Origin of the sequence: Candidatus Nitrosopumilus sp., assembly GCF_040878665.1 — an archaeon.
Taxonomy (GTDB): domain Archaea; phylum Thermoproteota; class Nitrososphaeria; order Nitrososphaerales; family Nitrosopumilaceae; genus Nitrosopumilus.
Genome location: NZ_JBBDLU010000009.1, coordinates 149,971 through 171,882, shown reverse-complemented (window position 1 = coordinate 171,882; position 21,912 = coordinate 149,971). Strand labels below are relative to the sequence as shown.

General features: G+C 33.4%; 26 protein-coding genes. 12 read left to right on the top strand and 14 right to left on the bottom strand.

Features of this window, described 5'->3' with window-relative positions; genetic code table 11:
* From ppdK to WDZ98_RS10585, 5 genes are all read right to left on the bottom strand, one after another.
* On the bottom strand, positions 1–2,736 hold a 2,736-nt coding region (gene ppdK, locus WDZ98_RS10605; RefSeq protein ID WP_368057574.1), incomplete at its 3' end, for a pyruvate, phosphate dikinase.
* A 33-nt stretch (positions 2,737–2,769) separates the two neighbouring features.
* A complete protein-coding gene (tpiA, locus tag WDZ98_RS10600; protein WP_368057576.1) occupies positions 2,770–3,426 on the bottom strand; it encodes a triose-phosphate isomerase in 657 nt (218 codons plus the stop codon).
* Positions 3,427–3,467: 41 nt separating this feature from the next.
* Entirely contained in the window at positions 3,468–3,755 is a 288-nt protein-coding gene (locus WDZ98_RS10595; RefSeq protein WP_368057578.1) for a SemiSWEET family sugar transporter, read from the bottom strand.
* A gap of 3 nt (positions 3,756–3,758) precedes the next feature.
* Positions 3,759–6,317: a DNA-directed DNA polymerase I gene (locus tag WDZ98_RS10590; protein ID WP_368057580.1), complete on the bottom strand. Its 2,559-nt coding sequence runs from the start codon at positions 6,315–6,317 to the stop codon at positions 3,759–3,761.
* A gap of 4 nt (positions 6,318–6,321) precedes the next feature.
* Positions 6,322–6,807 carry a cytidine/deoxycytidylate deaminase family protein gene (locus WDZ98_RS10585; RefSeq protein WP_368058414.1) on the bottom strand — a complete coding sequence of 162 codons (486 nt, stop codon included), beginning with the start codon at positions 6,805–6,807 and terminating at the stop codon, positions 6,322–6,324.
* Between the two features lie 432 nt (positions 6,808–7,239).
* Between WDZ98_RS10585 and WDZ98_RS10580 the strand changes: the two genes are divergently transcribed.
* Positions 7,240–8,748, top strand: a complete 1,509-nt coding sequence (locus WDZ98_RS10580; protein ID WP_368057582.1) for a DEAD/DEAH box helicase — start codon at positions 7,240–7,242, stop codon at positions 8,746–8,748.
* Here the strand turns inward: WDZ98_RS10580 and WDZ98_RS10575 are convergent.
* Entirely contained in the window at positions 8,745–9,017 is a 273-nt protein-coding gene (locus WDZ98_RS10575) for a hypothetical protein (protein ID WP_368057584.1), read from the bottom strand. The genes WDZ98_RS10580 and WDZ98_RS10575 overlap by 4 nt on opposite strands.
* A 256-nt stretch (positions 9,018–9,273) precedes the next feature.
* Positions 9,274–9,552 carry a peptidylprolyl isomerase gene (locus WDZ98_RS10570; RefSeq protein WP_368057586.1) on the bottom strand — a complete coding sequence of 93 codons (279 nt, stop codon included), beginning with the start codon at positions 9,550–9,552 and terminating at the stop codon, positions 9,274–9,276.
* 115 nt (positions 9,553–9,667) lie between these two features.
* Between WDZ98_RS10570 and WDZ98_RS10565 the strand changes: the two genes are divergently transcribed.
* From WDZ98_RS10565 to WDZ98_RS10550, 4 genes are all read left to right on the top strand, one after another.
* Complete coding sequence (locus tag WDZ98_RS10565; protein WP_368057588.1) at positions 9,668–10,909, top strand: serpin family protein; 1,242 nt, start codon at positions 9,668–9,670, stop codon at positions 10,907–10,909.
* Between the two features lie 4 nt (positions 10,910–10,913).
* Positions 10,914–11,426: a hypothetical protein gene (locus WDZ98_RS10560; protein WP_368057590.1), complete on the top strand. Its 513-nt coding sequence runs from the start codon at positions 10,914–10,916 to the stop codon at positions 11,424–11,426.
* 57 nt (positions 11,427–11,483) lie between these two features.
* Entirely contained in the window at positions 11,484–11,666 is a 183-nt protein-coding gene (locus WDZ98_RS10555; RefSeq protein WP_368060990.1) for a hypothetical protein, read from the top strand.
* 363 nt (positions 11,667–12,029) lie between these two features.
* Positions 12,030–12,755: a pirin family protein gene (locus WDZ98_RS10550; protein WP_368057594.1), complete on the top strand. Its 726-nt coding sequence runs from the start codon at positions 12,030–12,032 to the stop codon at positions 12,753–12,755.
* Positions 12,756–12,776: 21 nt separating this feature from the next.
* Here the strand turns inward: WDZ98_RS10550 and WDZ98_RS10545 are convergent, their stop codons facing one another.
* Positions 12,777–13,124: a winged helix-turn-helix transcriptional regulator gene (locus tag WDZ98_RS10545; protein ID WP_368057596.1), complete on the bottom strand. Its 348-nt coding sequence runs from the start codon at positions 13,122–13,124 to the stop codon at positions 12,777–12,779.
* 131 nt (positions 13,125–13,255) lie between these two features.
* Between WDZ98_RS10545 and WDZ98_RS10540 the strand changes: the two genes are divergently transcribed.
* The 5 genes from WDZ98_RS10540 (at position 13,256) to WDZ98_RS10520 (ending at position 16,128) form a co-directional block, all read left to right on the top strand.
* A complete protein-coding gene (locus WDZ98_RS10540) occupies positions 13,256–13,642 on the top strand; it encodes a hypothetical protein (protein ID WP_368057598.1) in 387 nt (128 codons plus the stop codon).
* Between the two features lie 25 nt (positions 13,643–13,667).
* Positions 13,668–14,243 (top strand): NADPH-dependent FMN reductase, encoded by a 576-nt coding sequence (locus WDZ98_RS10535; RefSeq protein WP_368057600.1) that lies wholly within the window; start codon positions 13,668–13,670, stop codon positions 14,241–14,243.
* Between the two features lie 299 nt (positions 14,244–14,542).
* Entirely contained in the window at positions 14,543–15,244 is a 702-nt protein-coding gene (locus WDZ98_RS10530; RefSeq protein ID WP_368058416.1) for a high frequency lysogenization protein HflD, read from the top strand.
* Between the two features lie 150 nt (positions 15,245–15,394).
* Entirely contained in the window at positions 15,395–15,553 is a 159-nt protein-coding gene (locus WDZ98_RS10525; protein WP_368057602.1) for a hypothetical protein, read from the top strand.
* A 209-nt stretch (positions 15,554–15,762) separates the two neighbouring features.
* Positions 15,763–16,128 (top strand): two-component system response regulator, encoded by a 366-nt coding sequence (locus tag WDZ98_RS10520; protein WP_368057604.1) that lies wholly within the window; start codon positions 15,763–15,765, stop codon positions 16,126–16,128.
* On the opposite strand, the gene WDZ98_RS10515 is transcribed toward WDZ98_RS10520, so the two are convergent.
* Positions 16,125–16,523 (bottom strand): pyridoxamine 5'-phosphate oxidase family protein, encoded by a 399-nt coding sequence (locus WDZ98_RS10515; RefSeq protein WP_368057606.1) that lies wholly within the window; start codon positions 16,521–16,523, stop codon positions 16,125–16,127. The genes WDZ98_RS10520 and WDZ98_RS10515 overlap by 4 nt on opposite strands.
* On the bottom strand, positions 16,520–16,798 hold the full coding sequence (locus tag WDZ98_RS10510; RefSeq protein WP_368057608.1) for a hypothetical protein: 279 nt from the start codon (positions 16,796–16,798) through the stop codon (positions 16,520–16,522). The genes WDZ98_RS10515 and WDZ98_RS10510 overlap by 4 nt, the downstream gene beginning before the upstream one ends.
* 72 nt (positions 16,799–16,870) lie before the next feature.
* On the opposite strand from WDZ98_RS10510, the gene WDZ98_RS10505 reads away from it, so the two are divergent.
* Positions 16,871–17,272 (top strand): DUF2203 domain-containing protein, encoded by a 402-nt coding sequence (locus tag WDZ98_RS10505; protein ID WP_368057610.1) that lies wholly within the window; start codon positions 16,871–16,873, stop codon positions 17,270–17,272.
* Between the two features lie 101 nt (positions 17,273–17,373).
* Here the strand turns inward: WDZ98_RS10505 and WDZ98_RS10500 are convergent, their stop codons facing one another.
* The 3 genes from WDZ98_RS10500 to WDZ98_RS10490 form a co-directional block, all read right to left on the bottom strand.
* Complete coding sequence (locus WDZ98_RS10500) at positions 17,374–18,219, bottom strand: TrmB family transcriptional regulator (RefSeq protein ID WP_368057612.1); 846 nt, start codon at positions 18,217–18,219, stop codon at positions 17,374–17,376.
* Positions 18,220–18,424: 205 nt separating this feature from the next.
* Complete coding sequence (locus WDZ98_RS10495; protein ID WP_368057614.1) at positions 18,425–19,486, bottom strand: DMT family transporter; 1,062 nt, start codon at positions 19,484–19,486, stop codon at positions 18,425–18,427.
* Positions 19,487–19,568: 82 nt separating this feature from the next.
* Positions 19,569–20,123 (bottom strand): hypothetical protein, encoded by a 555-nt coding sequence (locus tag WDZ98_RS10490; RefSeq protein WP_368057616.1) that lies wholly within the window; start codon positions 20,121–20,123, stop codon positions 19,569–19,571.
* A gap of 254 nt (positions 20,124–20,377) precedes the next feature.
* On the opposite strand from WDZ98_RS10490, the gene WDZ98_RS10485 reads away from it, so the two are divergent.
* Positions 20,378–20,998, top strand: coding sequence for a transcriptional regulator (locus WDZ98_RS10485; protein WP_368057618.1), 621 nt, complete (start codon positions 20,378–20,380; stop codon positions 20,996–20,998).
* A gap of 40 nt (positions 20,999–21,038) precedes the next feature.
* On the opposite strand, the gene WDZ98_RS10480 is transcribed toward WDZ98_RS10485, so the two are convergent.
* Positions 21,039–21,848, bottom strand: a complete 810-nt coding sequence (locus tag WDZ98_RS10480; RefSeq protein WP_368057620.1) for a histidine kinase — start codon at positions 21,846–21,848, stop codon at positions 21,039–21,041.
* Between the last annotated feature and the right edge of the window lie 64 nt (positions 21,849–21,912).

Sequence of the window (21,912 nt, the reverse complement as noted above, 5' to 3'; positions counted from 1 at the left end):
TGCTTTTACCTTTGATTTTGCTTTTACCTTTGATTTTGCTTTTACCTTTGATTTTGCTTTTACCTTTGATTTTTTCTTTATCTTTACATTATTTGGTTGCTCAATAGCTGCTTGTGCTGCTGCAACTATTGCAATTGGTATTCTGTGTGGGGATGCACTAACATAGCTTATATTTTCTCTGTGGCAGAATTTTATAGAGATTGGGTCTCCTCCATGTTCTCCGCATATTCCAACTTCCATATTTGGTCTTACTCCTCGCCCTGCGGCAATTCCCATTCTTATCAAACTGCCTACACCATTAACATCAATTGATTGAAATGGATTTTTTTCTAGTAATTCTTTTTCCATGTATTCAGGTAGGAATTTTCCTTCTACGTCTTCTCTGCTGAAACTAAATGTGCCTTGTGTCAAATCATTAGTGCCAAAACTAAAGAATTCTGCTGTGGCTGCAAGCTCGTTTGCAGTCAATGCTGCTCTTACAACTTCTATCATGGTTCCAAAGTTAATTTTTAATTTCATTTTATGTGTGGTTTCCATCTCTTTTTTGATTGAATCATAAATTTTCTTTATGTGGTTTAATTCTGCAACACTGCTGATCTGCGGAACCATGATTTGTGGATGTGCATCAACTTTGTTCTTTGTTAGTTCTACCAATGCTTCAAAAACTGCACGAATTTGCATTTCATATATTTCTGGGTACGTGATTCCAACTCTTACACCTCTATGTCCCATCATTGGATTGACTTCTGCTAATTCTCGTGCTCTTTTCAGAACAATCTGTGTTTCTCTAATTTCATCTGTTGCATTCTTTAATTCTAATTTGTGAATTTTTTCTGCCAATTCTTCTGGATTTGGTAAAAACTCGTGTAATGGTGGGTCTAGTAATCTAATTGTGACTTCGTATCCTTCCATCGCCTTTAAGATTTCAATAAAATCGCTTTTCTGTAATTGTCCTAGTTTTTGTAAAATTTTGTTTCTCTCTTCAATGTTCTCAGCCATTATCATTTCTACAAAGAGATTAATTCTGTCACTACCGTTGAACATTCTTTCTGTTCTGCATAATCCGATTCCTTGACCTCCAAATTCTCTTGCAAGTTTTGCCCCTTCCGGTGTGTCTGCATTTGCTCTGACGCCTATCTTCTTTGCTTTCTGAGCCCATTCTAAAATTTGCTTAAAATCGGAATTTACTTTTGGTTCTATTGTTGGAATGTCTCCAATGTAGACATTGCCAGTACTACCATCAATTGTAATTGCATCTCCTTCATGAATTATTTTTCCATCTACACTGCATTGTTTATTCTCCAAGTCTATTTTCAAATTAGAACATCCTACGATGCATGGTTTGCCCATTCCTCTAGCTACTACTGCGGCATGAGATGTTTTCCCACCTCTGCTAGTTAGAATTCCAACTGACTCGAAGAATGCTGGAACATCCTCTGGTTTTGTTTCTTCTCTTACGAGAATTACTTTTGCACCGTTTTCTCCAATTGCAGTTGCTCTTTTGACATCTAGTACTGCAATTCCACTTGCTGCACCTGGTGATGCTGCAATTCCTTTTACCAGATGTGTATAGTTTTTAATTTCATTTAGATCTATTGTTCTATGTAGCAATTGTTCTAGTTGTTCTGCTTGTAGTCTGGTGATTGCTCTGTTTCTATCAATTAGTTTTTCTTTTACCATGTCTACTGATGTCTTGACCATTCCGACTGCATTCATTTTTGCATTTCTTGTTTGTAGCAAATAGAAATGACCTTGTTCAATTGTAAATTCAATATCTTGTGGTTCTTTGTAATGTCTTTCTAATCTTTCACAGGTTTCTGCTAATTGTTTGTATGATTCTGGAAGATCTTTTTTCATCTCATCAACTTGTTTTCCAGTTCTTACACCAGCTACGACATCTTCGCCTTGCGCATTAATTAGATATTCTCCGTAAATATTACGTGTTCCGTCTCCTGGGTTTCTTGTAAATACTACTCCTGTTGCGCTATCCTCTCCCATGTTTCCAAATACCATTGATACAATGTTTACTGCAGTACCGTCTGCGATATCTTTTGTAATGTTATTTCTCTCTCTATACACAATTGCTCTTTCTCCCATCCAACTACCAAAAACTGCTTTGATTGCAAGTTCTACTTGTTCTGTTGGATCAGTTGGAAATGGTCTTCCTGCATGCATATCACAAATTGCTTTATACTGTGAAACAATTGCTCTGAGCGATTCTTCATTTAATTCACTATCTCCTTCTACACTCTGCTTTTTTTTTGCTGCCTCTAAAACATCATCAAATTTTTTATCATCTACACCAAATACAACTTTGCCAAATAATTGGACAAAACGCCTGTATGAATCCCATGCAAATCTTGAATTATTGCTTTTTTCTGCTAGTCCAATTACTGTTTGATCATTTAGTCCTAAATTCAAAATGGTATCCATCATACCTGGCATGGATATTGCTGCTCCTGATCTAACTGACACTAGTAATGGATTTGTTTTTGAATTCCATTTTTTTCCTGTTTTTCGCTCTATTTTTGTAATGTTCTTTTTTACTTCAGCCATGAGTGTATTTGGTAATTTTTTACTATTCTCATAGTATTTTTTGCAAACTTCAGTGGTAATTGTAAATCCTGGAGGCACTGGTAACTTTAATCTGGTCATTTCACATAGGCCTGCCCCTTTTCCTCCTAGGAGTTTCTTGTTTTTACCGTCTCCTTCATCATAAAAATAAACTTGTTTCATTTTTTACGATTATCCAATCCCCAAAAGGGGGTATTAAACCATTGACTTGGCAAATTCTGTCATTATCTTACTCCAATCCTTTGCTTTGATTATTCCACTTGCAACTAGAATTCCTTCTGATCCTAGTTCTATTGCTTTTGCAACGTCTTCTCCTGAAACAATCCCTGCGCCGCAAAGTAATTTCGTACTATTTTTAGCATTTTTTACTGCATCTGCAGCCTTGGTAATTAATTCTGGTTTTTCTTTAGATACTGCTTTACCTGATCCAATTAATTCTGGTGGCTCTATTGCAATATAATCTGGATTTAGTTTTACATATTTTTTAACTTCTGCAACATCTTTTACACATAATATTGATATCATTTTCAGATCTTTTAGTTTTAAAATTAATCTTTTAATTTCTCTGCTTGAAATTCTATGCTCACTATGATTGATTAGTGATCCTTTCACTTTGGATTTTTGTAATAGTTCTGGTATGACAAAACCTGTAGTACTCCCAACTTTTGAATCATCAACATGTTGGGCCAAAATTGGAATTGACCTATTTGATACTAGTCCGATAAGATGTTGTGGTGGGGATATCGCAATTTTTATTTTATATTTTTTAGAAATGCTTTCTGCAGTTTTTACAAACTTGATTATTTTGTCTCCTGCTACCTCCTCATAATTTTTACAATTAATGACAAACATCTTTCTTTGAAATTTTATGCATTGTATTTAATCCTTGATTGCTATTCTGATGTTTTAAATCTAACATCGTATCTTTTTTTCATTCCTAATACAATTATCATCAGGGTTAATCCTGACATGTTTGTACCAATTATGAACACATCTGATATTATGATGCCGTAAATGAGCCACAAAATTGAACCTGCGGCAATGAAAATCATTAGAAATTTTGAAACATCTTTGAGTCTTTTAGTCTTGTAACCTTTGTAGATTTGCTCCACCCATCCCATCAAAATCAAAATTCCTGCTGCTATTCCTAATATGGTTAATAGTGTTCCATCAATTTCCATGCCCTAACTCCAAAAAAATTCATCTAATCCTGTTTGCTTTGGTTTTCCTAACATTGTATCAAAATCCAAATCCATTGATGATGTTATCTGCTCTAATGTTGATTCCATAAACTCCATGTATTTTTTAGAGTCGATCTCTTCTTTTTTTGCCAGCTCAACTGGTTTCACACCTGGCTTGTTTAGAATTTTAATAAACGAAATTTTGTCTCCTTTTTTGACTTCTCTTATTGCTTCTAATTGTTTTGCAGCTCTTATGTGTTGAGGAATTGTTTTTGTATACTCTGATGGTGCTTTGCTTAACATAACATTGAATGTCAAATCTTCTAATGGAATTTCTTTTGCCTGTACTCTTTTACCACACGTTGAGATTTTTTCTGTAATTTCTTGTTTGGCTTTTTGAAAATCCTCTATTGTTTGAACTTTGGATAATACTTCAAGTAGTTCATAGAATAGTTTTCTGATAAATGGTGGTGTGTGAGACTTTTTTCCTGTTAATCCTTTTACATCTACTTTGCCTGATTTTGTAACTCCTAGATAGTTTTTCTTTCTATTGCTTAGCACACAATATCTGTAAATTTTATCAATTTCTAAATCTACACCATGATCTTTTTTTGCTTGTTCTATTACTACTTGAATTTGTTCATCTGTTGGTTTTTTGATAAACAATGAATCTGTGTCTCCATACAGAACTTCAATTCCTACTGCCTCACATTTTTTGATTGTCTCTAAAATAGTATGTCTTCCAATTGCTGTAGTTGCTTCTGCCACTGGTAGGAAATATAATGGAAATATCTCTGCACCCATTACGCCGTAACTTGCGTTTAGAATCACCTTAAGCGCTTGACTGACTACCGTGTATTGTTGCCTTTGATCATCTGTCAGTGTTTCTTTCTTTGATAGACTCTTGTAGTAGTTGACTCTTAAATCTCGTAGTGAGCCAATAATCATTGATGTTAGTCCGTTTTTCTTTGTGCATGCCCAATGGTTTGTTCCTGGAATTGTGTTTTTTTTACACTCTTCATGAGTACATCTGACTGTCTCATATGACAGATTTCTAACTTTGATAATACTAGGATATAGACTTGCAAAATCCATCACCACTACCTCGAAGTGTATTCCTTCTTTTGGTTCAACAACAAGTCCTCCCCTGTATTTTTTATCTTTGATTACCGCATCTGACATTACTCCTTCGGATCTTATTTGTAATTCTTCTCGTTTTGGAATGATACAATTCCTTCGTCTATGTTCATAATACAACAAACTTCTAATCCATTGAGACACTCCCATTCTTGCAATGTCGTCAATTGGCATTCTTCCAATTCTTGCAATGATTACCAGCAAATCCATCAACAGATCTTTGTTGAAACTGGTAAGCTCATATGTCAACAATGCGTCATTATAACAATAATTTGCGGTTTGATAGAGTGATAGTTGATCAAACTCTAATCCGTAATCTATTTTTTCTTTTCCTAGCAACGCTTTTGATACACTGTTTAATGAAAAATCTGTGTATTTTTGACTGAATGCATAAATTTGAAATGAACGATTAGATAGAGTTCTATACAAATCCAAATGGACTCCTTCTTTGAGAGTTGCAGAATCTCTCATCATGTAAAACGGGTTATCTGAATTTTTTATTCCCAATCTCTCTGCTCTGTTATACAGATACGGTAAATCAAACTCATCTCCGTTATATGTTACAACAAATGGAAATCCTTTGATTATCTCAAATGCATCTTGTATCATCTCTTTTTCTTTGCTTGCTTCGTAGAATGTGATTTTGATGTTTTTCTCTAATTCATTTATTCCTTCTTCAGTTCCTTCTGTTCTGAGCACAAAAATCTGGTCAAAATCATTAGAACCTTTCAACCCTATGGCTGTCACTTTTTTTTCAGCAAGTTTTGGATCTGGTATTCGTCCAATTTCTGCTTCCACTTCAATATCTACACTTAGTCTTTTTATTTTTGGAATTGGTTGATTCAGTAAATCCGCCCACTCAGAAATATATTTTTTAAATTCTTCTGCATCAACCATACTTTCACTGTCTACTTTGTCCCATAGTAGACTCTTTAATGCAATTTTTACTTCGTCTGAGATTTCTATATTGTGTTCTTTTAGTTTTCCATTTTCTACTTCATAATATCTCCCAACAATTAATCCTCTATCATACAAATAACTCTCATAATATTTGATGTCTGATTCCCATGTTTCAATTATGTTTCTAATGCTTTTGTCTCCTGTCGTACCTCCAATTGTCAAAGGATCTGCAACTGTAATTTTTGACATGTTTACCTGCTCGTCTTTTATCAAATCGTATTTCTGAACAGTTTTGATTTCAAGTATGTCATCTCTTTCTTGTAGAAAATCTAACTCTTCTGGATTTAATCTTGAATAACAATACGGTTTATGGTTTATCTCATCAATCCATAAGAGCAATTTTTGGGATTTTGGATCATAGAACTTTAGAACAGCTGATTTTGTATTGTTATCATATGTAGCTGAGACCAACATTGATGCTGGCATTGATTCGATCTTCTTTGTCTCTGGCAAATCTACTTGCATTTTCTCACTCTGGTTTTTCGTATTTGCTGATTAGTGCTTTTGCCCATTTTGTAATTTTATTTTTGTCCAAACTTATCACTTCCACTCCTGCCTCTTTTAACAAATCATAATCTGTTTCCGGATATGCATCAAGACAAACAAATTTTCTAATCCCAATGGTTATTGCCATTTTTGTGCATTCTAGGCATGGTACAAATGTTGTGTACAGTATTGCTCCTTCTATTCCTGCCTCGATTCCTAAAATTGCGCAATGCATGATTGCGTTGGCCTCTGCATGATTGCATAGACATCTATCTAATGATGCCCCTGACTCAATCTTTCCTTCCATTCTAAGCTGGCATCTCTTACATCCTCCATCAAAACAATTTTTGATTCCAGGTGGTGTTCCGTTATACCCTGTCGCTAGCTGTCTATGATTTCTAACAATTACAGCTCCTACTTGTCTTGTCATGCAGTTTGATCGAAGTTTTGCAAGTTCTGCTTGAAGCATAAAATATTCATCCCAATCTGGTCTTTCAAAAGAACTACTCACATGGTTCCTGTCTGTTTGTTCAATATATGGATCACGATAGTTGAAAACATGTTTGCGATCATTATGAATAGTCTTACTTGGAACCGTGACTAATAGATAATCATAAAAGAAATTTGAATTGTAAAATTAGAAAAATCTGAGGATTATTCATCCTCAAAATCATAGTTTGATTCCGAATCGTCTTCGTCATCAAAGCCGTCGTAATCATCTTGAACTTTTTCCAAGGATCTCATAGCAAATCTGGGTTATGCCTATTGGATTTAAACCCGATGAATGATTTATTCTATTTACACTTGTTTTATTTTTAGAAAATAGATTTAGAGTGTAGTAATAGCTCAACAATTCCATACGAAAGCATAAAATCGATAAATTATGATCCCATCTTATCTGATGGCTGAATTTGTTGAAAAAAAATACATTCAAAAGAATTCCATAGAGAAACGTGATTACCAAATTAATCTTGCAAATCAAGCAATTGCTGAAAATTGTATTGTAGTATTGCCTACCGGTCTTGGTAAAACTGCGGTTGCCTTACATGTGATTGCTGAATATCTATCAAAAGGAACTGGCGGTATATTGTTTTTAGCCCCCACTAGAGTTTTAGTGCATCAACATTACGAATTTTTAAAAAATAATCTTACTTTGGATGATGTATCTTTGATTACGGGAGAAGACTTGATTCAAAAAAGAACAAAACTTTGGAACAATAGTGTTATTTGCGCTACTCCAGAAATTGCACGAAATGACTTGATTAGAGGAATTGTGTCTTCTGATCAATTCTCATTAGTAATTTTTGACGAAGTTCATAGGACCGTAGGTGATTATGCTTATTCTGGGATTGCTGAAAAATTTGTTAATTCTTCTGCAAGGATTATTGGAATGACTGCTACACTACCCAGTGAAAAAGACAAGGCTACTGAGATTCTAACTAGGCTTCGAATTTCAAGTGTTGCTGAAAGAACTGAAGATAGTCCTGATGTTAAACCCTACACGCAGGAAACTAACACGGAATGGATTAACGTTGAACTTCCCCCTGAATTAAAAGCAATTCAGACATTGCTAAAATTAGCTTTGGATGAAAGATATGATGTACTCCGAAAGAATGGAATTCGTTTAGCAGAACAACAATCTCTTTCAGCACTTCTTCGAATTAGGCAGTTTGTATTAAATCAAAACAGACGTTCTGCAAAACCATTATTCACTGCTATTAGAATTCATTATGCTCTGAATATACTTGAAGCTCATGGTATTACTCCTTTTTTGAAATTTTGTGAACGAGCTAACGCCAAAAAAGGTGTTGGTGTGAAAGAATTATTTGAAATTGATCCTAATTTTACAAGAGCAATACATTTAGCTAAAGAAGCACAGTCACGCGGTATTGAACATTCAAAAATCCCAAAACTAAAAGAAATAATTGAATCTGTTCCTGGAAAGTCTTTGATTTTTACTAGCTATCGTGACTCTGTTGACATGATTTTCAAAAAATTAACTGAACTGAATATTTCTGCAGGCATTTTAATTGGAAAAGCAGGTGATGCAGGATTAAAACAGAAAAAACAGATTGAAACTGTACAAAAATTTCGAGATGGAGATTTTCAAGTACTTGTTGCAACTCGTGTGGGTGAAGAAGGATTAGACATTGCCGAAGTAAATCAAGTAATTTTTTATGATAATGTGCCAAGCTCTGTCAGATTCATTCAAAGAAGAGGTCGAACAGGAAGAAAAGATACTGGCAAACTTGTTGTCTTGATTGCAAAAAATACCATTGATGAGACATATTATTGGATTGGCAAACGTAAGATGACTGCAGCAAAATCAATGGGTGATAAAATGACTAAAGTTTTAGAAAAAAATCAGGAAATTGAATCTAAAAGATCAGGCTTAGATGCATTTCTCTAATTTTTGTATTTTTCAGTTATTTTGTCTAAAATCATTTGCTTTCTTTGAATTATTTTATTTTTCATTCCTGATTCTAAATGATGAATACTGCTGTTCTTTGCAACTAGCAAGTTCTCTAGCCTGATGTCAAATTGATTATGAATAAAACTCTCTACTCCTTCAAATCCTCCATCCATCTCTAAATTTTCAAAAGAGTCTTTTGCTAAATTATTGATGGATTTATCCAAATATTCAAGAATCTCATTTAATATTTTTTCATCTATTATCATAATTGCCAAAATATTGATTACGCAAAAAATGTTGTGTATTTAATTTTGGTATATTGGGTGTGAATTTTGATAGTCCTCTTCTAAACTATTTGTCTTGATTCTAGTTTATTGATAATTGATAAATCCAAAGAAATGAGGGATTTGATTCAAAAAGAGAAAAAACTCCACAAAGCAATTCGTACAGATTTTAAAAAAATAAGTCAGAAAATAAATGATGATTTTGAGAAAATCAAACAAACAAAGTCTACGAAATAATTTATCCTAGTCTTTTGATGATGTGATATCCGAATTCTGATTTAACTGGTTCTGATATCTCTCCAATCTGAAGTTTGAATGCCGCTTCTTCGAATGGTTTTACCATCATTCCTTTGGTAAAATATCCCAAGTTTCCTTCTTTTTTACCACTACCTGTATCTGTAGAAAGTTCCTTTGCTAGATTTCCAAACTTATCTCCAGCTTTGATCTTCTCCAAAATAGATAATGCTTCGCTTTGTTTTGCAACTAGTATGTGGGAGCATTTTATCTTGGCACTCATTACAATTTTTTGATTATTCTATGTCTTAATTGTTTTGGGTCTTGAATTAGATAGCATCTTTTGAGTACTAGTGATGCGAAGCACTTTTCAATGATTCTTTTACCATCTACACATAGTGCAAAAATATTATCTGATTTTAATCGTAATTGTCGGAATTGCCTTGACTGGTGCGGTGTTTGGTTCGTTGTATCTTGCTAATAATTTGCCTCAAAGTGACTTGATGAACAATCCGGAAGACAATGGGTCTGTAAATCCTGATGACTTTGTCTTTTCCTTTTATCATCAGATAGCCAAAGATGACAACACATCAAACATTTTTTTCTCCCCATTTAGCATATCGACTGCGTTTTCTATGGTGTATGAGGGCGCAAATGAAAATACTGCAGACCAGATAAGGGACGTATTTGATTTTGCTCCGGATGACAAAACCCGCTGGGACGACATATCAGATGCCATGAAACGGCTAAACCATGAAAATGGATTTTACGCTCTGGAGGTTGCAAACGGCATATGGCTTTCTAAACTGCATGAAACAAAACCAGAATATGTCGACATCGTGACAAGTCACTACAATGGAACCGCAAAGTCTGTTGACTTTGTTAGTAATGATGGTGTAGATGAGATAAATCAGTGGGTAAAAGAAAAGACCCGAGATAAAATACAATACATACTGGAACGAGGTTCAACTGACGATCTCACGCTGCTTGTCCTTACAAACTCTATATACTTTAACGGAAAGTGGTCCAACCAGTTCAACCCGGACAGGACCAGCGAAGAATCATTCTGGACCGGTGACGGCAAGTCAGTAAATGTTCAGATGATGAAGATTCCAGTTGACATGTTCAACTATGCTGAGACTGACACGGTTCAGATTCTTGAGATGCCATACCTTGGGCATGACATATCGATGATTGTGATTCTTCCAAAGGACAAAGATGGACTGGATTCTCTTGAGATGTCTCTTGATTCTGACAAGATGAATGAATTCAGAGGCATGATGGAAAGGCAACCGCTTACGGTTCATATTCCAAAGTTTGGATTTGAGAATGAGTATGATCTTATTCCGTTACTTGGAGCACTTGGAGTACATGATGCATTTGATGAGCATGCAGCAAACTTTGCTGGAATGACCGATGAGCAGGTATTTCTGAGTAAGGCAAAACACAAGGCATTCGTTGATGTACACGAGAAAGGAACAGAGGCTGCTGCAGTAACCGTAGCCATTGGTACATTGACAAGTGGCCCGCCTGATCCAAGATATGAGTTTGTTGCAGATCATCCATTTGTGTTTGTAATACAGGAAAAGCAAACGGGACAGATTCTGTTTATTGGCAGAGTGATGAACCCTACACAGTAAAAAAATGAAAACTAGAACCCTAATCCTTATTGTTGGAATAATTTTAACATCGATAATTTTTGGAACCTATCAATCAATACTGTATCAGTGTGGAACTATGCCTGTATTCATGGAAACACCAAGAAGTCCAACATTGTGGAAGTGTTTGGACATATGGAAACATCAATCTAATCAACAAAGTTTGCCATCTGAACCTGAACTAGCATCCGCCTTTGAATCTATGCAACAACAAATGAACCAACAAGAGAAACTTCGTGTACAAGAAATCGTATTGGCTGATACCAGAGGAACTGAAAATAAAATTAACGCAATCAAAGAGTACAGGGACAAATTTGAAACTGGTTATTTTCTAGAGCAGTTTATCCATCCAACCAAGCAAAATTTTGAAAAAGATCGATTAATGCATTTTATTTCTGGGGAATGGGGATTCCAACCAACAGAACACACATCTCCCAAGGTAACTGTCTATTTCCGATCTTATGAAAACTATGACAATATAGAAAAAATTAACGAATGACAAAAACCTCAAGACGATTCTTCCTATATCATATCTCCTGATTTTGATGGGTATTTGATGATGGATTTGCAAGGAATGTCTCCTGCAATTGGACTCCATGAAACATGTACAATTCCCGGCGAATACAGAGTTTCAGCATCAAACCCTGATGATAAATCCAAAGTGACATGGGGTTATTTTACATGCCAAAGAGACATGTTAGTTGGAGAACCTCCACCATGGATGGAGCTTCCAGAATAGAAAATGAAAACCAAATTTTTTAGGTATAACTGCGTTCCGTTTTTGACCTAAAAATGATAGTAGAACCCATGTGGAATTGAATCTGAAAATATTTTTTAAAATGTAATGTCAGTACACGCATAATTATTTAAAACACAAAGTCAATTAGAACATTTTATCTTGATTGACATTTATGATTTTATAATTATTCCATGTCTTAATTGTTTAGGATCTAATTTTATCCTCTAGAAAGGTTTAAGCCTTTTTAGATTCTTGATTTACTTTAAGCGAATAGTTACTGCGATGTTACTTGGTATGGTTATTCTTACCTACTAAGTAAGTAATTACTACTGACTTTAAGTACTATGCAAGCCATATTATTTCATGCAACAAATAATCCAAAAAAATGAGCATTTCAACCAAGATCATGGTTGGTTAAACACATACTATCACTTTTCATTTGCAGAATACCACAATCCTAACAAAATGAATTATGGCCCTCTGCGAGTTTTCAATGATGATATTGTTCAACCAGGAAAAGGATTCGGGTTTCATCCTCATGAAAACATGGAAATCGTAACATATGTTATTGATGGTAATCTAGAACACAAAGACAACCATGGAAATCATGGCATAATAAGTTCAGGAGGTGTACAAAGAATGAGTGCTGGAACAGGCGTAGTCCATTCTGAATTTAATAGCTCTGACAAAAATCCTTTGCGGCTATTACAGCTTTGGTTTCTTGCCAAGAAAAAAAACTTGTCTCCATCTTGGGAAGAACGACAATATACACAAGAAGATAGACAAAACAAATTGCTTCAAGTGATTACTGGTGACGTTATGGATGATAACTCTGCAATGAAAATACATCAAGATGTAAAAATTTACGTATCATCACTTACAGAAAACACTACCCTTTCTCATAAATTAGAAGATGATCGAAAATCATACTTGTTTATAATTAGTGGTGACCTTGATCTGGATGGAAATTCATTGAAAACAAGGGATGCTGTAATGATTGAAGATGAAAAAACAATATCATTTACTGCAAAAAAAGACACTGAATTGATTTTGTTGGATCTCCCAACTGAATTTCAATTCAATCAATAATTTTTTTATTTTGATAATTAATTATTGGTTCCATCTGTCTGCCCATTTTCCCAAGTCTTCTAATATGGATTCTAACTCTTTTGCTCGTTTTGTTAGTTTGTATTCCACTTTGGGAGGAATTTCAGGATAAATTTTCTTCTGAATTAGTCCTTCTTTTTCTAATTCGAATAGTCTACTTGACAAAACAGTACTGCTTAAACCTGGTTGCTGTTTTTTTATTTCTGAAAATCTCATTGATTTATGCGTACTCAAATTTTTTAGTGTTGACAACGCCCACCGCTTTCCTAAAATTTGCCAAATGTCTTCTACCTTGCATTTTTTGATTTTCTCCTTAGATTTTTGTTTTTCTTCTTGGTATGAAAATCCCATCAAGTAATAATTTATGATTTAGTATTAATAACTGATCAATTTCTAGGACTATATTTTATTACTTGTGAGTCATTAATACTCTATTGGAAAAGAATGCCTCGGATATGCATGATATATCGATTTGTGATATTATGAAAAATAGGACGTCTGAAATAGTCCAAAAAATGGAATGTCAGCTTCCACTTGTAACACAGCAATACTCTGATCTGTATTCTGCATATCTTCACTCATTTGATGACATGTTTGGAACATGCTATATATCTCAAAAAGAGTTTTTTGATAAACTAAACATATCACAAAAGACTCTAAAAGATTTTGATAAATATCTTGAATCTATAAATAAATCCTATCATAATTGGATAGATCTTAACGCTAAATTTTGGCAAAATTATGTTCAGACAAAATTATCTGTAATAAAGTCGTATGATGAATTTGTTCATATGGCATTGGATTCTTATGCAAAAACTTTGACTCGATACAATTCAATGATTAAATCTACAAAATCTCAGAAAGAATAAACATAATTGAATAGATGAATAAACCATGAAACCAAAAATTCTTGCATTTGCAGGTAGCACACGTACTGATTCATTTAACAAAAAACTAGTCAAGATAGCTGCTGCTGGTGCAACAGAAGCTGGTGCTGATGTAATTGTGATTGATCTTCGAGATTTTCAGATGCCTCTTTATGATGAAGATTTCGAAAAAAAAGAAGGATTACCATCTAATGCTCGTAAACTAAAAGATCTAATGCTATTTCATCAGGGGTTTCTTATTTCATCACCCGAGTATAACAGTTCCATTTCTGGTGTTCTAAAAAATATGATTGATTGGACATCAAGACAGAGTGATGATGAAATACCACTTGAATGTTTCAAAGACAAAGTTGCAGGATTGATGAGTGCGTCACCTGGAGGTTTGGGAGGGCTACGAGGATTGGTTCATGTACGTTCAATTCTTGAAAACATGGGCGTACTTGTAATTCCAGAACAGATTGCAATATCAAAAGCACATGAAGTCTTTAATTCAGATGGTTCCATGAAAGATCCTAAACAAGAGCAACGAGTAAAGCGTATTGGTGCTAATCTTTCTCAAATTCTGCTAAAACTAAATTCCTAATATTCATCCATTTTTAATCTCAATTTGGTATCTGAATTCTTTTATATTGAATCTAAAAATTATTTAAAACCCAAAGTCAACAAGCGCATTTTATCTTGACTGGCATTTCTATCTTTGAATTGTATCGCGTCTTTATTTGTTAGGATATTGAACTAAAACAACAATTCCCTTTGACGGACTTGATCTGATGGTTTTACCTTATTTGAAACTTTTATTAGTCTCCAAGAAATCAAACTGACTGATACCTCATAGTAGAAGAAATTCTTGAACAAATTGGGATACTTACTCCTGTATTGGCAATGGGGCTTGGACTTGTAGTTGGAATACAACATGCGTTTGAGCCTGATCATGTAGCTGCTGTTAGCACGCAAATTTCAAAATCAAAATTTAAACAAAAAACATTAAGACAATTACTCAAAGAATCTTTTACAAAATCCTCAATTCTTGGTGCATTCTGGGGTGCAGGACATACTACAACACTTGTCTTGATGGGCTTTTTGGTTTATGCACTTGCAATTACAATTCAAGATGAAATATTTTCAGGACTAGAGTTTGCAGTAGGAATGATGCTTGTGTTTTTAGGAGTAAGTACAATTCTAAATAAGAAAATTAGATTTAAACACAAACATCCACACCAACATGAAGATGGAACTGTCCATTTTGATGAACACACTCATACTGATTCTGAACATGACCACACTCACAGATCATATTTCATTGGTCTTGTTCATGGATTGGCAGGCAGTGGAAGTCTTGTAGTGTTTACTGCTGCAACTCTGGATAATGTTGGAATGATATTGGGATTTATTGTGATCTTTGGAATCGGCTCTATGATTGGAATGGCGCTTGTTGGAAGCTTTATGGGCATCCCATTTGTTTTTGCAACTAAAATTAAGACGCTTCAAAAGATTTTCAGATGTGTGGCAGGACTGTTTAGCTTGATAATCGGGTTTAACATTTTATATCAAATCGGAATAGTTGGGCATTTGTTTGGGGTATAATTTAAAACACTAGTCAACAAGCACATGTTATCTTGATTGGCTCCTGTCTTTGAATTATTTCATGTTTCTATTTGTCAGGGTGTTTGGAGGTTCTAAAACAAAAACTATGCAGAACAAATTAGTAAATACATGTGTATTCAAGTGGTAAATATGGGATTCAAGAAAGGGATTCACAAGTGTGTAGAATGTGAGAAGAAAAAGAAAGAGGATCCACAAGATATGGGAATGTGCAGTAAGTGTAGTGTATCTGAGACCCGTCTTGAGAGAACAATGTTCAAGGAAATGCTAGACGATGGAATTTTTCCATAACAAAAGAGAAATAATTCTCTAAGTATCTACTAGATTGAAGTACTTTTTCCTAGATGTTTTTTACATTGATTCAAAACTTTCCCAAATTTATCTCAAAAATGATATGTAAAACTGATGATGACAAATACTATACAGAGCCAAACTTATTTTTCGATGTTTGTTCAAATGAGCAAACTTCTTCTTATCAATTCCACTTCATTTCATATTGTATGAAAATTCTTCATGTGGAAGACGTACCTGAAATAAGTCAAATCTTTGCAGATATTTTATCTACCAAAAATTATGATTTTGAGAGTGTATCTGATGGCAGAGCCGGATTAGAGTTGGCAGTTTATCATGATTATGATTTGATTTTGCTTGATATATGCATGCCAAAATATAGTGGTGTGGATTTTCTCTTAGATCTGAAACACAGGCGACCTACACAACTATCCAAAATTGTAATTGTCAGTGCATTAGAGATGAGTCCACTACAAGAACAAGAATTACTAAATTTGGGGATTCGTTCTGTTCTAAGAAAACCAATATCTGTTCAAGCGTTGCTTTCTCAAATTCAACAAGAAGTTGTTTTCTAACTTAATCCCCAACTCACTTTGTGATTTGGAATTATTTTCAAAAAAGGCGCTTCCTTTTCATTCCAAGGATCTTTTCTAACCCACGCAAATTTCTCATAAAACATATCATAAAATTTCTTAAACTTTGAACCTTCTTCAATAATTTCTGCCTTGCCTTGTATACAAACTGCTTTGTGCCCTCCTGATTTGTAAATATCAATTACCACACTAGTGTTAGAATTTGATTTTATGTTTGTAAATGTCCGTGTTTTGTAATCTGTAGCTATGATTATTGAATTGTCTTCAAACACAAATGACACTGGTTTGACGTGCGGAATATTGTCATGTGATGTAGCTATCCGTGCTTCTTCTAATTCTTTTAGAAATTTTATTTCCTTGTCGTTAAATTCTATCAATTAAAAATTCGTTCTCTTATTTCTGGTATATACTTGTATACGATATCTCTTACTTTGATCTGATCTTCTTCGGTTGGCATCTCTTTTTGTGTGCTTAGCACTGCTCCGCTCATTCCAAGTGCCATCCCCATAACTATTCCATAAACAAACTCTTGTGGATTTTCAACTTTTAACACTTCTTTGTTTTCTTTAATCTCTTCTAAATATGATGGAATTGTAGCTACTGCACCATTAATTACTTGAGTAATTAGTGATTCTAATTGGTCTTCACTCATAAACACTCTCAAATGAATTTCTTAATAAATTTGCACCTAAGATTTTTAATCTCTGTTTTCTAGATGTAATTCATGTTCTCATTTTTTACCACAAATGAAGCCAATGACGCATTACCTGATGTAATAAAGAAATTCGAGTACTCATTGGCAAAAAATAACGAAGTAAAAAAAATTGAACAGGAGTTGCAGATAACCCTCTCTACTACTAACTCATTTGAGTCATATGTGACTCTGAAACAAAAGCTAAATTCTGCAATCACAAAATTCTACGAATCAGTAGAAATATTGGAAAATACAGGCGTGGTAGTCAAAAGCATCGAACAAGGCTTGTTGGATTTTCCTTCAAAAAGATTTGATGAAGAAGTTTGGTTGTGTTGGAAATACGGTGAAACTGAGATAAAATTTTGGCATGAAAAAGATTCTGGTTTTATGGGAAGAAAACCAATTGAAGTCAGTGATGACTCTCTAGTTTGATTTATTCAAACCGTGATCTATTCTTAGATCGTTCCAACTATTTACTAAATGTGCACAGAACTCGTCTCTACATCTGGTACTATATCCACAACTGCATCTGCTCATTTCAAATCTGCCTCATCTGATTCTGTGTTTGTCCACATATTGTTAAACAACAATGCTTTGGAATAGATTATTGTTTCAGAGTTTGTCCAAATTGCTCTCATCTCTTTATTGTTTCCCTCATTTTTGATAAAAAATAATACCTCGTCATCATCTTTGATCAAAAAGCACAAATTCTCTTTTACTGTTGAACAAAGTGATCGTACTTTAGATTTATCAGTGTCTTCAAAGATGTATTTTGATTTTTTTGAAATTGGTGTTAAAAGCTTGTAATCTACATTATTTTCCTCTAATGCATCAAGAAAATTTGCATGATAGAATTTCATGAAATCTTTTTCAGATCCTAAAATTCTGCATTCTTTTTTGGCATTTAAAATCATGTCAAAAATTTTACTATTCACTTGATTTCCACCTTGTAATACTTTGAATTTCTCTTCTCCGTCATCCTCTTCATTTGATGTGACTCCTGGAATCTTTTCCCAGATTTCTTCCAACACTGGACCTGATTTTTTCAGTTTGTTTAGACGTTCAGTCTCTGTACTAATTAGTAGATTAACTGCTTTTTTGATGGGAAGTGCTGTAAATTGAATTGGATGTTGAAACGATGCTTCTACAATTCCTTTGTTTTGTAATGCTGTTAGTAAGTGATATGTCTCACTTCTTGGAACATTTACTGCCTTTGCAATATCTGATGCCGTCTTTGCTCCGATTTTTCCTAAATAAAAGAATATTTTACTTTGATTTGGAGTTAGTCCAAATGATACTAGTGCATCTCTGATTTCCTCATAGTTTGTTTTGTCAACTGGAAATGTTCCTAATTGCATCGTGTTTGCTATGATTACCATTAATGGAAATGATCGCACTTTCTCTTAAAAGCCTGATCGTTCAATCGTAAACAATTAACTACAAATCACTACATGTGTTGTCTTTTCTTATAATTCTGTATTTTTTGTGCCTATTTTTTATTTTTTATAAATTTGGTTGCAGTTTATTTTTTTATTTTTTAATGTGTTTTTGCTATTTTCATTTTTATGAAATAACTACTTGTGCCTAACCTGCACCAATCCATCCTTGGAAAATAACGTTTTCTTCTAGTCTCTGTGTGATTGAAATATTTGATTTATGTTTTCCACGTTTGACTGATTTTTTATTTTTAGTGGAACTGATTATTGTGTCTTCTATTTCATGATCTTTTCCTGCAAGTCTATTTCTTAGTAGAAATATTCCGCCTAACACCATTGCCAATGATATGATGTCTATTGTACTGATTGCCTCTGCAAGGAAGACTCCTGAAAAAATCACCCCAAACACTGATGTTGTTGAATACAACAGCACGGTTCTAACGGTTCCAATCATTTTCAAAGCCATTAAGAAAAACAATGTTGACATCCCTATTCCTAAAATTGATATTGCAAAAATACCAGGTAATTGAGATATATCTACATCCATAGGAATTTCAAATATCACTATTAATGAGATGGCCATTCCTGCACAAACAAATGACACTACTTGTGTTACTCTTCTTGCATCAAATTTATCTCCAACATATTTGCAAAATGTTATGTCTATTGCATATAATATTCCTGATAAAATAATTAAAAGATCGCCTGTCACAACATGTCCAAAACTAAAGTTATTTTGATAAAGGTCATTTCCAATTGGTAATGCCATCATTCCAATAATTATCATTGAAAATGGGATGCATTCTCTTATTTGCAGTCTTTCTTTAAACACCATCATTCCTATTACTAGCGCAAAAATTATCTCACTATTACTAAATATGGACGCATTAACTGCTGTGGCACTTGACACTCCGTAAAAATAAGTTATTAGTGCTGAAACTTCTGCAATTCCAATTAATCCCATGAATGTCCAATCCTTTTTACCAAATTTGGAAATGGAATTTGTTTTTTTTGCCAGAGGCGTAAAAAAAATCCCCCCAATAAAATAAATCAAAAATGCCATAACTATTGGGTTAATTTCTATCATATTTTCTGAACTCTCAAGCATTGGTTTTGAAATTACATGTATGAGAGCTGACAATGCTGCAGCTAAAATGATCAAATAATAACCGTACTTTGATTTTCCTAATGAAAGGCTTCTGGAGAGCATTGATTCCCATATTTGGAAATAAGATTATCCTTTATAGGTTGATCCTAGACTTTTTGGGAATCTCGTGCGTATTTTTTAGATCTTACTGATCACCTATTTTTACTATTTCAAAGGAAAATCCAAGCTTATTGTATTCTTCATTTATTGCTCTATATCCAATTTCATTTAAAATTGCGTTCATTTGACCTACAATCAAAAATGGCCAGTTTTTCCCCAAATCGTGTTGGATTATGATTTTTTTTACGCCATTAACGATCATTTCTCTATATTGTACATTTGTACTGAGGCATCTTTTTTTGAACAAATCTAAAATTGAATCTAAATCGACGTAGCCATACAGATAGTTTAATGAATTTTTTAAATCTGATGTTGCTGTGGTCTCTGCAATTTTTTCAATTCTGTCTTTGGAAACTGAGTCTGCTAATTCTCTAAAAGTAGATCTAAATATTGAAACCCATCCCATCTCACTAGTTAACTCATGCCAGTTGACTTGTTTTTCTAATATATGGTTAATGAGCGTGTTGAGACTAATTTTTTGTTCTAAGCATTTTTCATGTAGCTTATTGCTTAGATCCGAATCTATTCTAATTGAAACATTATCTGTTTTCTTTAGAATTTGTTTTTCTTGGGCAGTCATACTTCTATCCTCTGATCCCTCTTTCTATTTTTGTTCATTTCTTAATTATCTTATTTCCAATTTTGGTGATATGGATTAGTATGTTATTTTCGATACTTACAACATTGTACAAATGATTACAATGTATTGTATTGTGATCGATCAAAAACATTCAATATGAATGATCTTATAGAAATTTTTTAGTATAAAAAGAAATGTTTGTCATAAAAGTTTTGACACATTGTTTATAATCTATATTATTTCTATAATTGATAATGGAAAATGGTTTAGATAATTTACTGGTTCCCTCATTACGAAAATCTATAGAGGAAAATTTGGGTAAAGAAACATTAAACAAAATTGAAGAAAGACTAATGGAGAGACATGGTCTTGGTTTAGTTCAAGCGATTAAAAATTTTAATAAATTTGATAGTGTTCTTAGAGAATTTTTTGGTGCAGGAGCTGATGGACTAGAACAAAAATTCTTGAAAACAATAGTTGATGTTGAAAAATCAAAACAATCTGATTCTAATTGGATTCACATGAAAGATCCTGAACTGTCTAAAACCTTTTTAGAGTCTTTTGCTGATCAAGACAAAAAAGCAATTCTTGGTTCTGTAATGGATGATTCTTTAATTATTGCTAAAATTCTTGAATCTTGTAAAATTCCACAAACTTCTGGATATCGAAAAATTAACTTTTTGATAAACAGCGGATTGCTTGTAGCAAATGGTTTTGAATTGGCGCATGATGGTAAAAAAGTTAAAAAATACGAAACGATCTTTGATAATGTCAAAGTTGACATAATTAAAAATGATATTGCAGTTAAAGTTCAACTTAAGAAAAGTTTGTTAAATGAAAGTTCAATTTTACAAACCATTCAAATCTATTCATAATTTAGCAATTTTTTAAAATTTTGTTTTTTGTGATTGAAATTTACAGCGTTTTCTTGTGTTTGATTAATGCATATATTACAACAATGTATCCAGAATACCAAAACATGTTTACTGGATGTAGTAAATCATATCCATCAAATAATTCTAAATTATAATACCAAAGATCTCCAATATTGTTAAGTAAAATCCCAATCACAAAAATTAACCATGCTTTTCCAATCACGCCTTCTTTGAAGATTGATGCACCTACAACAGCAACAGCTAAAGTGAGTGTTGCTGAATAGACAAACACTATTCCATAATAGAAATCAAATTCTAATATGCTAATCTCGCCCGCAGTTGTAGATAATATCGAATATCCTAGTAATACCAGAAGTGGCATTACAATTATCCATATTTTTGATTTTTTTCCTAAATTAGGGGCAAAAAATCTGATATTTTTGAAAAGATAAATCAACAACAACGGATACAACATAAAAAAGAAAATATCTGCAATAGATGGATATGGCTCAATATCATAAACAATGTCATATACTGCATACGTAACTTCTGCAAAAAATATGCTCAGATATGCTAATGATAATGCTAGATATGCCTTCCCAAAAACCTGTGCTCCTTTGTATTTGAGAACTACAGTAAAACCAATTATTGCAAGTGTTAGTGGAATAAACATTGAAAAAATTGAAACCACTGTATCTGCATTATCTTCTGATATAAAATAATTAATTCCTACATGAAATGTTATTACTAGTATTGCAATTCCAAGAAATGCTTTGTAATTAAATGAACTTTTTATTTTATCTGGAACCACTTCTGGTATCTCTTTTGGATCTATCTTGTCTTCGTTCATACTATTCACTAGTTTATTTTTATAAATCTCTATTGGTTCTAATATCATCACATTATATCAATTT

Bases quoted from the DNA above. Each gene is read 5' to 3' on its own strand.
- tpiA (WP_368057576.1), bottom strand. From the start codon at position 3,426: ATGTTTGTCATTAATTGTAAAAATTATGAGGAGGTAGCAGGAGACAAA.
- WDZ98_RS10595 (WP_368057578.1), bottom strand. From the start codon at position 3,755: ATGGAAATTGATGGAACACTATTAACCATATTAGGAATAGCAGCAGGA.
- WDZ98_RS10590 (WP_368057580.1), bottom strand. From the start codon at position 6,317: ATGCAAGTAGATTTGCCAGAGACAAAGAAGATCGAATCAATGCCAGCA.
- WDZ98_RS10585 (WP_368058414.1), bottom strand. From the start codon at position 6,807: ATGCTTCAAGCAGAACTTGCAAAACTTCGATCAAACTGCATGACAAGA.
- WDZ98_RS10580 (WP_368057582.1), top strand. From the start codon at position 7,240: ATGGCTGAATTTGTTGAAAAAAAATACATTCAAAAGAATTCCATAGAG.
- WDZ98_RS10575 (WP_368057584.1), bottom strand. From the start codon at position 9,017: ATGATAATAGATGAAAAAATATTAAATGAGATTCTTGAATATTTGGAT.
- WDZ98_RS10570 (WP_368057586.1), bottom strand. From the start codon at position 9,552: ATGAGTGCCAAGATAAAATGCTCCCACATACTAGTTGCAAAACAAAGC.
- WDZ98_RS10560 (WP_368057590.1), top strand. From the start codon at position 10,914: ATGAAAACTAGAACCCTAATCCTTATTGTTGGAATAATTTTAACATCG.
- WDZ98_RS10555 (WP_368060990.1), top strand. From the start codon at position 11,484: ATGATGGATTTGCAAGGAATGTCTCCTGCAATTGGACTCCATGAAACA.
- WDZ98_RS10550 (WP_368057594.1), top strand. From the start codon at position 12,030: ATGCAACAAATAATCCAAAAAAATGAGCATTTCAACCAAGATCATGGT.
- WDZ98_RS10545 (WP_368057596.1), bottom strand. From the start codon at position 13,124: ATGGGATTTTCATACCAAGAAGAAAAACAAAAATCTAAGGAGAAAATC.
- WDZ98_RS10540 (WP_368057598.1), top strand. From the start codon at position 13,256: ATGAAAAATAGGACGTCTGAAATAGTCCAAAAAATGGAATGTCAGCTT.
- WDZ98_RS10535 (WP_368057600.1), top strand. From the start codon at position 13,668: ATGAAACCAAAAATTCTTGCATTTGCAGGTAGCACACGTACTGATTCA.
- WDZ98_RS10530 (WP_368058416.1), top strand. From the start codon at position 14,543: ATGGGGCTTGGACTTGTAGTTGGAATACAACATGCGTTTGAGCCTGAT.
- WDZ98_RS10525 (WP_368057602.1), top strand. From the start codon at position 15,395: ATGGGATTCAAGAAAGGGATTCACAAGTGTGTAGAATGTGAGAAGAAA.
- WDZ98_RS10520 (WP_368057604.1), top strand. From the start codon at position 15,763: ATGAAAATTCTTCATGTGGAAGACGTACCTGAAATAAGTCAAATCTTT.
- WDZ98_RS10510 (WP_368057608.1), bottom strand. From the start codon at position 16,798: ATGAGTGAAGACCAATTAGAATCACTAATTACTCAAGTAATTAATGGT.
- WDZ98_RS10505 (WP_368057610.1), top strand. From the start codon at position 16,871: ATGTTCTCATTTTTTACCACAAATGAAGCCAATGACGCATTACCTGAT.
- WDZ98_RS10500 (WP_368057612.1), bottom strand. From the start codon at position 18,219: ATGGTAATCATAGCAAACACGATGCAATTAGGAACATTTCCAGTTGAC.
- WDZ98_RS10495 (WP_368057614.1), bottom strand. From the start codon at position 19,486: ATGCTCTCCAGAAGCCTTTCATTAGGAAAATCAAAGTACGGTTATTAT.
- WDZ98_RS10490 (WP_368057616.1), bottom strand. From the start codon at position 20,123: ATGACTGCCCAAGAAAAACAAATTCTAAAGAAAACAGATAATGTTTCA.
- WDZ98_RS10485 (WP_368057618.1), top strand. From the start codon at position 20,378: ATGGAAAATGGTTTAGATAATTTACTGGTTCCCTCATTACGAAAATCT.
- WDZ98_RS10480 (WP_368057620.1), bottom strand. From the start codon at position 21,848: ATGAACGAAGACAAGATAGATCCAAAAGAGATACCAGAAGTGGTTCCA.